This is a genomic window from Streptomyces capillispiralis (assembly GCF_007829875.1).
Lineage (GTDB): Bacteria > Actinomycetota > Actinomycetes > Streptomycetales > Streptomycetaceae > Streptomyces > Streptomyces capillispiralis.
The window spans coordinates 294,710-309,767 of the sequence record NZ_VIWV01000001.1 but is presented as its reverse complement, the minus strand read 5'-3'; the positions used below and the strand labels follow the sequence as shown (position 1 = coordinate 309,767).

At 76.4% G+C, this 15,058-nt stretch carries 1 protein-coding gene (only partly in view); it reads left to right on the top strand.

Going from position 1 to position 15,058, the window contains the following annotated elements:
- Nucleotides 1-15,056: the 3' portion of a type I polyketide synthase gene (locus FHX78_RS00845; protein WP_145865530.1), read on the top strand. It extends 13,591 nt beyond the left edge of the window; the window shows 15,056 of its 28,647 coding nt (coding positions 13,592-28,647); its start codon lies off the left edge, out of view; the stop codon is at nucleotides 15,054-15,056.
- Nucleotides 15,057-15,058: the final 2 nt, after the last annotated feature.

Sequence of the window (15,058 nt, the reverse complement as noted above, 5' to 3'; positions counted from 1 at the left end):
ACCTCGTCGCCGAGCTCGCCGAACGCGGCTGCACCGCCACCGTCGCCGCCTGCGACGTCACCGACCGGGACGCCGTCGCCGCGCTCCTGGACGGGCTCGCCGCCGAGGGCCGCACCGTCCGCAGCGTCTTCCACACCGCCGCCGTCATCGAACTCCAGTCGATCGACGAGACCAGCCTGGACGCCTTCGCCAAGGTCGTGCACGCCAAGACCGCCGGCGCCGCCCACCTCGACGAACTCCTCGACGACGACCAGCTCGACGCGTTCGTCCTGTACTCGTCCACCGCCGGCCTGTGGGGCAGCGGCCGGCACGCCGCGTACGTCGCCGCCAACGCCCACCTCAACGCGCTCGCCGAGCACCGCCGTGCCCGCGGCGCCCGCGCCACCGCGATCTCGTGGGGCATCTGGGCCGACGACATGAAGCTCGGCCGCGTCGACCCCGGCCAGATCCGCCGCAGCGGACTGGTCTTCATGAACCCCGAACTGGCCCTCGCCGGACTGCGGGGGGCCCTCGACGCCGACGAGGGCGTCCTCGCCGTCGCCGACGTCGACTGGGACCGCTACCACCCGGTGTTCACCTCCTCGCGGCCCACCGACCTGTTCGAGGACGTCCCCGACGTACGGCGGCTCACCGAGGAGTCCGAGGCCCGTGCCGCCGACGGCGGCGAGTTCGCCGGCCGGCTGCGCGCGCTGCCCGCCGCCGAACAGGACCGTCTCCTGCTGGACCTGGTCCGCTCCGAGGCCGCCACCGTCCTCGGCCACGCCTCCCCGGAGGTGCTGTCCGAACGCCGCGCCTTCCGCGACGTCGGCTTCGACTCGCTCACCGCCGTCGACCTGCGCAACCGGCTCGCCGCCGTCACCGGCCTCACCCTGCCGAGCACCCTCGTGTTCGACTACCCGGACCCGCTCACCCTCGTCGCGCACCTGCGCGGCCTCGTCGGCGGCCCCGGCACCGAGGCCGACGGACCGGTGCGCAGCACCGCCGCCGTCGACGACGAGCCCATCGCCGTCGTCGCCATGAGCTGCCGCTACCCCGGCGGCATCACCAGCCCCGAGGCCCTGTGGGACCTCGTCGCGGCCGGCGGCGACGCCATCACCGGCTTCCCCGCCGACCGCGGCTGGGACGCCGACGCCCTCTACGACCCGGACCCCGACAAGCCCGGCACCACCTACTCCACCCAGGGCGGCTTCCTCCACGACGTCGCCGACTTCGACGCCGGCTTCTTCGGCATCTCCCCGCGCGAGGCCCTCGCCATGGACCCGCAGCAGCGGCTCCTGCTGGAGACCGGCTGGGAGGTCCTGGAACGCGCCGGCATCGACCCCGCCACCCTCCGCGGCAGCCTCACCGGCACCTTCATCGGCGCCAGCTACCAGGACTACACGGCGGGCGGCGCCTCGACCGAGGGCGCCGAGGGCCACCTCATCACCGGCACCATCTCCAGCGTGATGTCCGGCCGCCTCGCCTACACCTTCGGCCTGGAGGGACCGGCCGTCACCCTGGACACCGCCTGCTCCTCCTCGCTCGTCGCGCTGCACCTGGCCTGCCAGTCGCTGCGCAACGGCGAGAGCACGCTCGCCCTCGCCGGCGGCGTCAGCGTGATGGCCACCCCCAGCGCCTTCACCGGCTTCAGCCGCCAGCGCGCCATGGCCCCCGACGGCCGCTGCAAGGCGTACGCCGAGGGCGCCGACGGCATGAGCCTCGCCGAGGGCGTCGGCCTCGTCCTGGTCGAACGGCTCTCCGACGCCCGCCGCAACGGCCACCCCGTGCTCGCCGTGATCCGCGGCTCCGCCGTCAACCAGGACGGCGCCTCCAACGGCCTCACCGCTCCCAACGGCCCCTCCCAGGCCCGGGTCATCCGCCAGGCCCTCACCAACGCGAACCTCACCCCGGCCGACGTCGACGTGGTCGAGGGCCACGGCACCGGCACCGCGCTCGGCGACCCGATCGAGGCGCAGGCCCTGCTCGCCACCTACGGCCAGGGACGGCCCGCCGACCGGCCGCTGCTGCTCGGCTCGGTGAAGTCCAACATCGGCCACACCCAGATGGCGTCCGGCATCGCCGGTGTCATGAAGATGGTCATGGCGATGCGCCACGGCACCGTCCCGCCCACCCTGCACGTGGACACCCCCTCCAGCCACGTCGACTGGAACTCCGGCGCCATCGAGCTGGCCACCGACACCGTGCCCTGGCCCGAGACCGGCCGGCCCCGCCGCGCCGCCGTCTCCTCCTTCGGCCTCAGCGGCACCAACGTCCACACCGTCGTCGAACAGGCCCCCGACACCCCCGACGCGGAGCAGCCGAGGACCGTGCCCGCCACGGACCCCGGCACCCTGCCGGCCGGCGTGCCGCTGGTCCTGTCCGCCCGCACCGCCCCCGCCCTGCGCGCCCAGGCCGGCCGGCTCCTCGACCACACCGAGGCCCACCCGGACGTCCCGCTGCTCGACGTGGCCCACTCCCTGGCCACCACCCGCGGCACCCTGGAACACCGCGCCGCCGTCCTGGCCGGCGACCGCGACGGGGTCCTGCGCGCCCTGACCGCCCTGCGCGACGGCGCCCCCGACGGCGCCCTCGTCACCGGTGCCCCCTCCCGGGGCCGCCTCGCCTTCCTGTTCACCGGGCAGGGCAGCCAGCGCGCCGCCATGGGCCGCGAACTGTACGACCGCCACCCGGCCTTCGCGGACGCCTTGGACGCCGTCCTCACCCGCTTCGACCGGGAACTCGAACGCCCGCTGCGGGACGTGCTGTTCGCCGAGGACGGCACACCGGACGCCGCCCTCCTGCACGACACCGCCCACACCCAGCCCGCCCTGTTCGCCCTCGAAGTGGCCCTCTACCGGCTCGTCGAGTCCTGGGGCACCGTCCCCGACAGCGTCGCCGGCCACTCCGTCGGCGAACTCGCCGCCGCCCACGTCGCCGGCGTCCTCTCGCTGGACGACGCCTGCGTCCTCGTCGCCGCCCGGGGCCGCCTCATGGCCGCCCTGCCGGCCGGCGGCGCCATGGTCGCCGTAGAGGCCGCCGAGGACGAGGTGCTGCCGCTGCTGGACGGTCTGGAGGACCGGGTCTCCCTGGCCGCCGTCAACGGCCCCCGCTCCGTCGTCCTGTCCGGCGAGGAGGACGCCGTCACCCGGATCGCCGCCCGGCTCTCCGGGGACGGCCGCAGGACCCGCGCCCTGCGCGTCAGCCACGCCTTCCACTCGCCGCGCATGGACGCCATGCTCGACGACTTCGCCCGGGTCGCCCGCGGCCTCACCTACCACCTGCCGTCCGTGCCGCTGGTGTCCACCGTCACCGGCGAACCCGCCGACACCGACGCACTGCGCACCCCCGACTACTGGGTGCACCAGGTCCGCGCCACCGTCCGCTTCGCCGACGCCGTACGCACCCTCGCCCGCCAAGGCCACACCTCCTTCCTGGAGATCGGCCCCGACGGCACCCTGTCCGCCGCCGCCCGCGACACCCTCGACGCCGCCGACCTCACCGCGGCGCACACCGAGGTGACCACGGTGCCCGCGCTGCGCCGCGACCGCGACGAGGTCACCGCGCTCACCGCCGCCCTGGCCCGCCTCCACGTCCACGGCACCCGTGTCGACTGGTCCGGCGTCCTGCACGGCACCGGCGCCCGCCGCGTCGACCTGCCCACCTACGCCTTCCAGCACAGCCGCTACTGGCCCGACACCACCTACGGACCCGTCCCGACGACCGCGGCCGGCCCGGCCGACGGCGCGGACGCCGCGTTCTGGTCCGCCGTCGAGCGCGCCGACCTGCCCGCCCTCGGCGCCGACCTCGGCCTCGACGACGACACCCTCGCCGCCCTCGTGCCCGCCCTGTCCGCGTGGCGGCGCCGCCGCACCGAGCGGGCCGCCGCCGACGCCCGCCGCCACCGCGCCGTGTGGAAGCCGCTGGACGGCGCCCCCACCGCGCGACCGGTCGGCACCTGGCTCGTCCTGCTCCCGGCCACCGGCCCCGACACCGACGTGACCGAACTGCCGGACGCCCTCGGCCTGCGCGCCGTACGCGTGACCACCGACGGCCGGGACCGCGCGGGCCTCGCCGACCTCCTGCGGGAACTCCCCGCGCCCGACGGCGGCTTCACCGGCGTCCTGTCCCTGCTCGCCCTCGGCACCGACGACTCCGGTGCGGGCGACCCCGCCGGCCTCGGCGGTGTGCTGCCCACGGCCACCGCCGTGCAGGCCCTCGGCGACTCGGGGATCCACGCCCCGCTGTGGATCCTCACCCGCCGGGCCGTCACCACCGGCCGCGCCGACCACCTTGCCCACCCCGGGCAGGCCGCCGCACGCGGCCTGATCCGCGTCGCCGCCCTGGAACACCCCGAGCGCCGCTTCGGCGCCGTCGACCTCCCCGAACACCTCGACACCCAGGCCGTGCGCCGCCTGGCCCACCTCCTGGCCGAACCGGGCGACGAGACCGACCTCGCCGTCCGCGCCTCCGCCACCTACGCCCGCCGCCTGGCCCACCACCCCGCGCCCGACGGCCCCGCCCCCCGGCGGTTCGCCCCCGAGGGGACCGCCCTGATCACCGGCGGCACCGGCGCCCTCGGCGCCCACGTCGCCCGCCGCCTCGCCGGACGCGGCACCCCGCACCTGCTGCTGGTCAGCCGCCGCGGCCCCGACGCGCCCGGCGCCGCCGAACTCGCGGCCGAACTGCGCGAGCTGGGCGCGGAGGTGACCGTGGCCGCCTGCGACACCGCCGACCGCGACGCCCTCGCCGCCGTCCTCGCGGCCGTACCCGCCGCACACCCCCTCACCGCGGTGGTCCACACCGCCGGCGTGCTCGACGACGGCGTCCTCGACACCCTCACCCCCGAGCGGTTCGACACCGTCCTGCGGGCCAAGGCCCACTCCGCCGCCCAACTGCACGAACTGACCCGCGACAGCGGCCTCACCGACTTCGTGCTGTTCTCCTCCACCGCCGGCAGCCTCGGCGCCGCCGGCCAGGGCAACTACGCGGCCGCCAACGCCTACCTGGACGCCCTCGCCGCACACCGCCGCGCCGTCGGCCTGCCCGCCACCTCCGTCGCCTGGGGGCCCTGGGCCGGCACCGGCATGGCCGGCGACGGCACCGGAGTGGAGGACCGCGTACGGCGCGGCGGATTCACCCCGATGAGCGCCGAGGACGCGCTCGCCGCCCTCGACACCGCCGTCGAGCACGGCGACACCGCGCTCACCGTCGCCGACATCGACTGGCAGCGGTACGCGGCGGTCTTCGCCGCCCACCGCCCCCTCGTCCGCGACCTGCCCGAACTGCGCGCCACCACCGTCGCCCCCACGACCGCGGCCACCACCACCGGTCCGGCGCTCGGCCGAGAACTCGCCACGCTCACCGGACCCGCCCGGCAGCGGTACGTCCTGGACCTCGTGCGCGCCCAGGTCGCCGGCGTCCTCGGCCACTCCGACCCGGCCGCCGTCGAACCCGACCAGGCCTTCACCGACCTCGGCTTCGACTCGCTGACCACCGTCGAACTGCGCAACACGCTCAACGCCACCACCGGCCTGAGGCTGCCCGCCACCCTCGTCTACGACCACCCCACCACCCGCGACCTGGCCGCCCACCTCCTCACCGAACTGCTCGGCACCCTGCCCGAGCCGGCCGACGGCCGCGCCACCGCGGACACCACCGGACGCGCGAGCGACGACGACCCCGTGGTCATCGTCGGCATGGGCTGCCGCTTCCCCGGCGGCGTCGACTCACCCGACGACCTGTGGGACCTGCTGTACGACGGCCGCGACGCGATCACCGGCTTCCCCACCGACCGGGGCTGGGACCTCGACACCCTCGCCCGCGGCGGCTCCGCCACCCTGGAGGGCGGATTCCTCGACGGCGCCGGCCTCTTCGACGCCGCCTTCTTCGGGATCTCCCCGCGCGAGGCCCTGGCCATGGACCCGCAGCAGCGCCTGCTGCTGGAAACGTCCTGGGAGGCCCTGGAGCGCGCCGGCATCGACCCGGCGGGCCTGCGCGGGAGTGCCACCGGTGTCTTCGTCGGCACCAACGGCCAGGACTACGCCACCATGCTGCGCCGCGGCACCACCGACGTGCAGGGCCACGCCGCCACCGGCACCACCGCCAGTGTCATGTCCGGCCGGCTGTCCTACACCCTCGGCCTGGAGGGCCCGGCGGTCACCGTCGACACGGCCTGCTCCTCGGCGCTCGTCGCCCTGCACATGGCCGCCACGGCGCTGCGCTCCGGCGAGTGCTCCCTGGTCCTGGCCGGCGGCGTCTCGGTGATGTCCAGCCCCGACGCCTTCGTCGAGTTCACCGCCCAGGGCGGCCTCGCCGGCGACGGCCGCTGCAAGGCCTTCGCCGACTCCGCCGACGGCACCGCCTGGTCCGAGGGCGCCGGCGTCCTCGTCCTGGAACGGCTCTCCGACGCCCGCCGCAACGGGCACCCCGTGCTCGCCGTGGTCCGCGGCGCGGCCGTCAACCAGGACGGCGCCTCCAACGGCCTGACTGCCCCTAACGGCCGCGCCCAGCAGCGCGTCATCCGCGCCGCCCTCGCCGACGCCCGCCTCACCCCGGCCGACGTCGACGTGGTCGAGGCGCACGGCACCGGCACCACCCTCGGCGACCCCATCGAGGCACACGCCCTGATCGCCGCCTACGGCACCGAGCGTGACCCGGAGCACCCGCTGCTGCTCGGCACGGTCAAGTCCAACCTGGGCCACACCCAGGCCGCCGCCGGTGTCGCCGGCGTCATCAAGACCGTCCTCGCCCTGCGCCACGGCGAACTGCCCCGCACCCTCCACGTCGACACCCCGTCGACCCACGTCGACTGGTCCGGCGGCACGGTCTCCCTGCTCCGCGAGCGCCGGGCCTGGCCGGAGACCGGCCGGCCCCGCCGCGCCGGCGTCTCCGCCTTCGGGGTCAGCGGCACCAACGCCCACGTCCTGCTGGAGCAGGCCCCGGCGGACGTCGAGTCGCGCGGCGACGCGGCTCCCGTGGTGCCCGCCGAGGTGCCCTGGCTCGTGTCCGCCCGCACCACCGAGGCCCTCACGGACCAGACCGGGCGGCTGGTGTCGTTCACCGCCGCCCACCCGGACGTCCCGGCCCTCGACACCGCCTACACCCTGGCCGTCGGCCGCACCGCGTTCGAGCACCGGACGGTGCTGCTCGCGGGCGCGGAGGGCGCCCCCGTGGAGGTGGCGCGTGGTCGTGCGGTGGAGCGGTCGCTCGCCGTGCTGTTCTCGGGTCAGGGGTCGCAGCGGGCCGGGATGGGGCGTGAGCTGTACGCCCGGTTCCCGGTGTTCGCGGAGGCGCTGGACGCCGTACTGGCCCGGTTGGACGTGGAGCTGGAACGGCCGCTGCGGGAGGTGCTGTTCGCTGAGGAGGGCACGCCCGAGGCGGAACTCCTGGACACGACCGGGTTCACTCAGCCCGCGCTGTTCGCCGTCGAGGTGGCGTTGTTCCGGCTGGTCGAAAGCTGGGGTGTGCGGCCGGAGTTCGTGGCGGGTCACTCCGTGGGCGAGATCACGGCCGCGCATGTCGCCGGGGTGCTGTCGCTGGAGGACGCGTGCGCGCTGGTGGCGGCGCGTGCCCGGCTGATGCAGGAACTCCCGGCCGGCGGCGCGATGGTGGCCGTGCAGGCGACCGAGGAGGAGATCACCCCGCGCCTGACCGACGACACCGCCCTGGCGGCGGTCAACGGACCGGACGCGGTGGTGATCGCGGGCGCCGAGCCCGAGGTCGTGGCGCTGGCGGAGGAGTTCGCCGCACAGGGCCGCAAGACGCAGCGCCTGCCGGTGAGTCACGCCTTCCACTCGCCGCTGATGGACCCGATGCTGGCGGAGTTCCGCCGGGTCGCCGAGAGCCTCGCCTACGCCGAGCCGGTCATCCCCGTCGTCTCCAACGTGACCGGTGAGGTGGCGGACCCGAGGCTGCTGTGCTCGGCGGAGTACTGGGTGCGCCACGTCCGTGGCACGGTGCGGTTCGCCGACGGCGTGCGTGCGCTGGCCGACGGGGGAGCGAACGCGTTCCTGGAGCTGGGCCCCGACGGCGTCCTGACCGGGATGGCCGCGCGGGTGCTGGACGGAGCCGCCGACACGGTGTCCGTGCCGGTGCTGCGCAAGGACCGGCCCGAGGAGACCGCCCTGCTGACCGCGTTGGCCCGGCTCCACGTCACCGGCGTCGACATCGACTGGGACGCCTGGTTCCGCGGGACCGGCGCCCGTCGTACGGAACTGCCCACCTACGCCTTCCAGCGTGAGCACTACTGGCCCGAACCGGCCGCCGCGCCCGGCGCGGGTGCCGGGCAGGACCCGGTGGACGCCGCCTTCTGGGCCGCCGTGGAACGGGAGGACCTCCAGGCGCTGTCCGCCACGCTCGACCTGGACGACACCGTCCTGTCGGACGTGCTGCCCGCCCTCTCCTCGTGGCGCCGCGGGCTCAGCGAGCGGTCCCTGGTGGACGGCTGGCGGTACCGGGAGAGCTGGCGTCCGCTGACGGCCGGTGCCGTCAAGTCCCCGGCCGCCGACGGTCCCTGGCTCGTACTGATCCCCACCGTGCTCGACGGCGACCCGTGGGCCGAGGCCGTCGCCGGCGCCCTCGGCGCCGACGCGGTGCGCGTGGTCCACGCTCCGGACGGTGCCGCACTCGGCGCACGTCTGACGGAGGCCGCCGACGGCACCGAGTACGCCGGTGTGGTCTCCCTGCTCGCCGCGGCGGGCGGCGACGACCGCGCCCTGCCGTCCGGTGCCGCCTGGCCCGACGCCCTGCTGGACGCCCTGGACGGAGCCGGGATCACCGGCCGCTTGTGGGTCCTCACCCGGGGTGCCGTCTCTGTGGGCCGTTCCGACGCCGGAACCGACCCCGGACAGGCGGCGGTCTGGGGCCTCGGCCGGGTCACCGCCCTGGAACGGCCCGACCGCTGGGGCGGCCTCGTCGACGTCGACCACGTGGCCGACGCCCGCACCGCCGAGCGTCTGCGGGCCGTCCTGACCGCGACCGGTCCTGACGCCGAGGACCAGGTCGCGCTGCGCGCCTCCGGTGCCTACGGTCGGCGGCTGGTCCGGGCGGCGGCACAGCGCCCGGACGCCCCGTGGCGGCCCACCGGCACCGTGCTGGTCACCGGCGGCCCCGAGGGCTTCGCCGGCCACGTCGCCCGCTGGCTGGCCGGGAACGGAGCCACCGGCGTCCTGCTGGCCGTCCGCGGCGAAGCCGACGCCCAGGCGCTCGACGCGCTGCGTGCCGAACTAGCCGAACTGGAAACCGAGTTCACGGTGGTCGCGCACGACCCGGCGGACCCCTCCGCCCTCACCGGCGCGGTGGACGCCCTGCCCGACGGCCGTCCGCTCACCGCCGTGATCCACACCGGTGACGACGGCGCCCCCGCCGCAGGCGCCGACGCGCCCGGCGCGGACGCCCTCCTCGCCGCCGTGCGCCGGGACCTCGACGCACTGGACGCGGCCACCGGGGACCGGAACCTTGACGCCTTCGTCGTGTTCGGCTCCATCTCCGGGGTCTGGGGCGTCAGCGGTCAGGGAGCCGGCGCCGCCGCGGGCGCCTACCTGGACGCCGTCACCCGGGAACGCCGGGCGGACGGCCGTACCGCGGTCGCCGTTTCCTGGGGCGCCTGGACCGGCACCGGACCCGACGGGCTCGCCGCCCACCTGCGCGCCAACGGCCTGCCCACGATGGACCCGCACCGGGCCCTGACCGTGCTCGGCGCGGTCGTCGGCGACGCCGTCGCCGACCCGTCGGCCTCTGCCTCGGTGACCGTCGCCGACGTGCTGTGGGACCGCTTCGCGCCCGCCTTCACCCGCACCCGCCCCGGCCGCCTGTTCACCGAACTGCCCGAGGCACGGCGCGCGCTGGACGCGGTCGGCGGCGGCGACCGCGCGGACGCGGGCACCGCCGACGCGCTCCGCACCCGGCTGCGGCAGCTCGACGAGCGGGACCGGCTCCCGTACGCCCTCGACCTGGTCCGCACCGAGGTCGCCTCGGTGCTCGGCCACGCGGGCGCCGACGCCGTACCCGCCGAACAGGCCTTCAAGGACCTCGGGTTCGACTCGCTGACCGCCGTCGACCTGCGCAACCAACTCGCGACCGCGACCGGGCTCACCCTGCCCGCCACCCTGGTCTTCGACTACCCGACGCCCACCGCGCTCGCCGCGCACCTGCTGACCGGGCTCCTCGGCGAGGACACCGGCCCGGCCACCCCGGCCGCGCACGGCACGGACGCCGCGACGGCCGACGACCCGGTCGTCATCGTCGGCATGAGCTGCCGCTACCCGGGCGGAGTGCGTTCGCCCGAGGACCTGTGGAAGCTGGCCGTCGCCGGCACCGACGCCATCGGGGCCTTCCCCACCGACCGCGGCTGGGACCTGGACCGGCTCCTCGACGGGGACCGGGACGGCCGGGGCCGCAGCGTCACCCGCCACGGCGGCTTCCTGTACGACGTCGCCGACTTCGACCCCGACTTCTTCGGCATCTCACCGCGCGAGGCCCTGGTCATCGACCCGCAGCAGCGGATCGTGCTGGAGGCCGCCTGGGAGGCCCTGGAGCGGGCCGGCATCGACCCGGCCGGGCTGCGCGGCGGTGACACCGGCGTGTTCGTCGGCGGCGGCAGCGGCGACTACCGTCCGGCCATCGGCCAGGTCGGGCACGTCGAGACCGCCCAGTCGGCGAGCCTGCTCTCCGGCCGCCTGTCCTACACCCTCGGCCTGGAAGGGCCCTCGGTCAGCGTCGACACGGCCTGCTCGTCGTCGCTGGTCGCGTTGCACCTCGCGGCGCAGGCCCTGCGCAACGGCGAGTGCTCCATCGCCCTCGCGGGCGGTGTCACCGTCATGTCGACGCCGGTCGGCTTCGTCGAGTTCGGCGAGATGGGCGCGCTGTCCCCGGACGGCCGCTGCAAGGCCTTCTCCGACGACGCCGACGGCACCGCGTGGGCCGAGGGCGTGGGCATGCTCGTCGTCGAGCGGCTCTCCGACGCCCGCCGCAACGGCCACCAGGTCCTCGCCGTGCTGCGCGGTTCCGCGATCAACCAGGACGGTGCCTCCAACGGCCTCACCGCCCCCAACGGCCCCTCCCAGCAGCGCGTCATCCGCAAGGCACTGGCCGCCGCCGGTCTCACCGCCCGCGACGTCGACGCCGTCGAGGCGCACGGCACCGGCACCGCGCTCGGCGACCCGATCGAGGCGCAGGCCCTGCACGCCACCTACGGCCAGGACCGCGACCGGCCGCTGCTGCTCGGCTCGCTGAAGTCCAACCTCGGCCACACGCAGGCGGCCTCTGGTGTCGCCGGCGTCATCAAGATGGTCCTGGCGATGCGGCACGGCACCCTGCCGAAGACCCTGCACGTCGGCACGCCGTCCTCGCACGTCGCCTGGGACCCGGACGCCGTACGGCTGCTGACCGAGGCGACCGCCTGGCCCGAGACCGGGCGTCCGCGCCGCGCGGGCGTGTCCTCCTTCGGCGCCAGCGGCACCAACGCCCACGTCGTCCTGGAGCAGCCGACGGCCGACACCACCGCCCCGGCCCCGTCCGCCGGGGAGGACCCGGTGGCCACGGGACCGCTGCCGGTCGCCCTGTCCGCCGTCACCCGGGACGCCCTGGCCGAGCAGGCGGACCGCCTGCTCGCCCGGCTCACCGAGGCGGCGGACCCGGCCGCCGCGCACTCCACCGCCTCCACCGCCTCGGTCGCCGACCTGGCGCTGTCCCTCGGCACCACCCGCTCGGCGTTCGAGCACCGCGCCGTGCTCGTCGCCGCCGACCGGGCCGAACTCCTCGACGCGCTCACGGCGCTCTCCGAGGGCCGCACCGTTCCGAACGTCCTGCGCGGCCGCGCCGCCCCCGGCGGCCGGACCGCGTTCCTCTTCCCCGGCCAGGGCTCCCAGCGGCCCGGCGCCGGCCGTGGACTGTACGACCGGTACCCGGTGTTCGCCGAGGCCCTGGACGCCGTCGCGGCCCGCCTCGACCCGGAGCTCGACCGGCCGCTGCGCGAGGTGATGTTCGCGCCGGAGGGCACGCCCGAGGCGGCCCTGCTGGACACCACCGGCTACACCCAGCCCGCGCTGTTCGCCCTCGGTGTCGCCCTGTACCGGCTGGTCGAGTCCTGGGGCGTCCGCCCGGACCTGCTGGCCGGGCACTCCGTCGGCGAGATCGCCGCCGCCCACGTCGCCGGGGTGTTCACCCTGGAGGACGCCTGCACGGTCGTCGCCGCCCGCGCCCGGCTGATGCAGGCCCTCCCGGCCGGCGGCGCCATGATCGCCGTACGGGCGGGCGAGGAGGAGGTCGCCGCACGGCTCGGCGACCGGATGTCGCTGGCCGCCGTCAACGGCCCCGACGCGGTCGTGGTCTCCGGCGACGAGGACGCGGTCACCGCCCTCGCCGAGGAGTTCACCGCACTCGGCCGGAAGACTAGGCGTTTGCGGGTGAGCCATGCGTTTCACTCCCTGCACATGGACGCCATGCTCGAGGACTTCGCAAAGGTCACCCGGAGCGTGTCGTACACCGCGCCCACGCTGCCCCTGGTGTCGAACCTCACCGGGGAGACGGCCGCACCGGAGCGGGTGTGCGACCCCGGGTACTGGGTCGAACACGTCCGCGGCGCCGTCCGGTTCGGCGACGGAGTACGCACCCTCGCCGCCCGCGGCGCCACCCGCTACCTGGAACTCGGGCCCGACGGTGTGCTCTGCTCCCTGGCGCAGGACACCTTCGACGCCCTCGCCGACGACAACCGCCCGGCCCCGGCCGCCGTACCGGCGCTGCGCACCGGACGCGACGAGGAGCGGTCCCTGATCGCCGCGGTCGCCCGGCTGCACGCCGCCGGCCAGCCCCTCGACTGGGCCGCGCTGCTCGACGGCACCGGCGCCCGCCGCGTGGACCTGCCGACGTACGCCCTCCGGCGCCGCCGCTTCTGGCCCGACGCGGCCCCCGCCACCCCGGACATCCCGGCCGGCGCCGGGGACGGCGACGCCGCGTTCTGGGCGGCCGTCCAGGGCGAGGACTTCGACGCCCTCGCCGGTGACCTGGGGGTCGACGGGGAGTCCCTGTCCCGGGTGCTGCCCGCCCTGCGGGACTGGCGCCGCAAGCGCGGCGACCGGGCCACCGTGGACGGCTGGCGCCAGCGCATCGCCTGGCGCCCCCTGAACCGGTCCGCCACCACCGGCGCCCCGGCCGGCACATGGCTGGCCGTGCTGCCCGCCGGAGGCGCCGACGACCCGTGGACCGCCGAGGTGCTGCGCCTCCTCGGCCCCGCGACCGTCCGCCTGGAGGCGACCGGCGCCGACCGCGCCGGCCTCGCCGCCCGGCTGCGCGAACTCCGGGACGGGCACGCCTCGTTCACCGGCGTGGTGTCGCTGCTCGCCCTCGCCGAGGGCGGTGACCCGCAGGCCCCCGGCACCCCGCACGGCGCCACCCTCACCACCGCGCTGCTCCAGGCGCTCGGCGACGCCCGCGTCGACGCACCGCTGTGGTGCCTCACCCGCGGCGCCGTAGCCGTCTCACCGGGCGAACACGTGCCCGCGCCGCTCCAGGCCGCCGTGCACGGCCTCGGCAGGGTCGCCGCGCTGGAGTACCCGCACCGCTGGGGCGGCACCGTCGACCTGCCCGAGACCCTCGACGAGCGGTCCGCGCAGCGGCTCGCGGCCGTCCTCGCCGACCCCGAGGGCGAGGACCAGCTCGCGATCCGGCCCGCCGCCGTCTTCGGCCGCCGGCTCGCCGCCGTACGGCCCGGCACCCCCCGCGACTGGCAGCCCTCCGGCACCGTCCTGATCACCGGCGGCACCGGCGCCCTCGGCGCCCACGTCGCCCGCCGCCTCGCCGGCGCCGGGGCCCGCCACCTGGTGCTCCTCAGCCGCGGCGGCCCCGACGCGCCCGGCGCCGGCAAGCTCCGGGCCGAACTCGCCGAACTCGGCGCCGAGGCCACCTTCGCCGCCTGCGACGTCGCCGACCGGGACGCCCTGGCCGCCGTCCTCGCGGACCTCCCCGCCCACGCGCCCCTCACCGGCGTCGTGCACACCGCGGGCGTCCTCGACGACGGTGTGCTCGACAGCCTCACCCCCGAGCGGTTCGAGACGGTCTTCCACGCCAAGGTCACCGGCGCGCTCCTCCTGGACGAGCTGACCCGCGGCCACGACCTGGACGTCTTCGCCCTGTTCTCCTCCGCGTCCGCCGCGGTCGGCAACCCCGGCCAGGGCAACTACGCGGCGGCCAACGCGGTCCTCGACGCCCTCGCCGAACGCCGCCGCGCCGAAGGCCTGCCCGCCACCTCGATCGCCTACGGCGCCTGGGGCGGCGACGGCATGGCCGGCGACGGACGCGCCGCCGCCCTCGCCCGGCGCACCGGCATCCGGCCGCTCGACCCGGACCTCGCGGTCCTGGCGCTGCGCCAAGCCGTCACCGACAGCGACCCGGTCGCGGTCGTCGCCGACGTCGACCCCAAGCGGTTCGTGCGGGCCTTCACCACGGTGCGGCCCAGCGCCCTGCTGACGGAGATGCCCGCCCACGCCGCCCTCACGGCCACCACGACCGCCGCCGGACACGACGCCGACCGGGCCGCGCCCGAACTGCGCGACCGGCTGACCCGGCTGCCCGGCAACCGGCGCCTGGGCACCGTGCTCACCCTGGTACGGGAACGCGCCGCCGACGTCCTCGGCCACACCGGAACCGACCTGGTGGGCCCCGACCGGGCCTTCCGCGACCTCGGCTTCGACTCACTCGGCGCCGTCGAGCTGCGCAACCAGCTCGGCGCCGCCACCGGACTCACCCTGTCCGCCACCCTCGTCTTCGACCACCCCACCCCCGCCGCCCTCGCCGAGCACATCCTCCGCGAGCTGCTGCCCGGCGACACGCCGGGCGGCGAGAGCACCGACGAGGCCGCGCTGCGCGCCGTCCTCGCCTCGGTGCCCCTCGACCGGCTGCGTGAGATCGGCGTCCTGGAACCGCTCCTGAAGCTCGCAGGGCGGGCCCAGGAACCGGCGGCCCGGGCACAGGCGGAGGGCACCGGCGCCGAGGACGTGTCCGACGCGTCCATCGACGCCATGGAGGTCGACGACCTCGTGCAGGCAGCACTCAACGGCAACCTTGACGAACAGCGGGACTGACG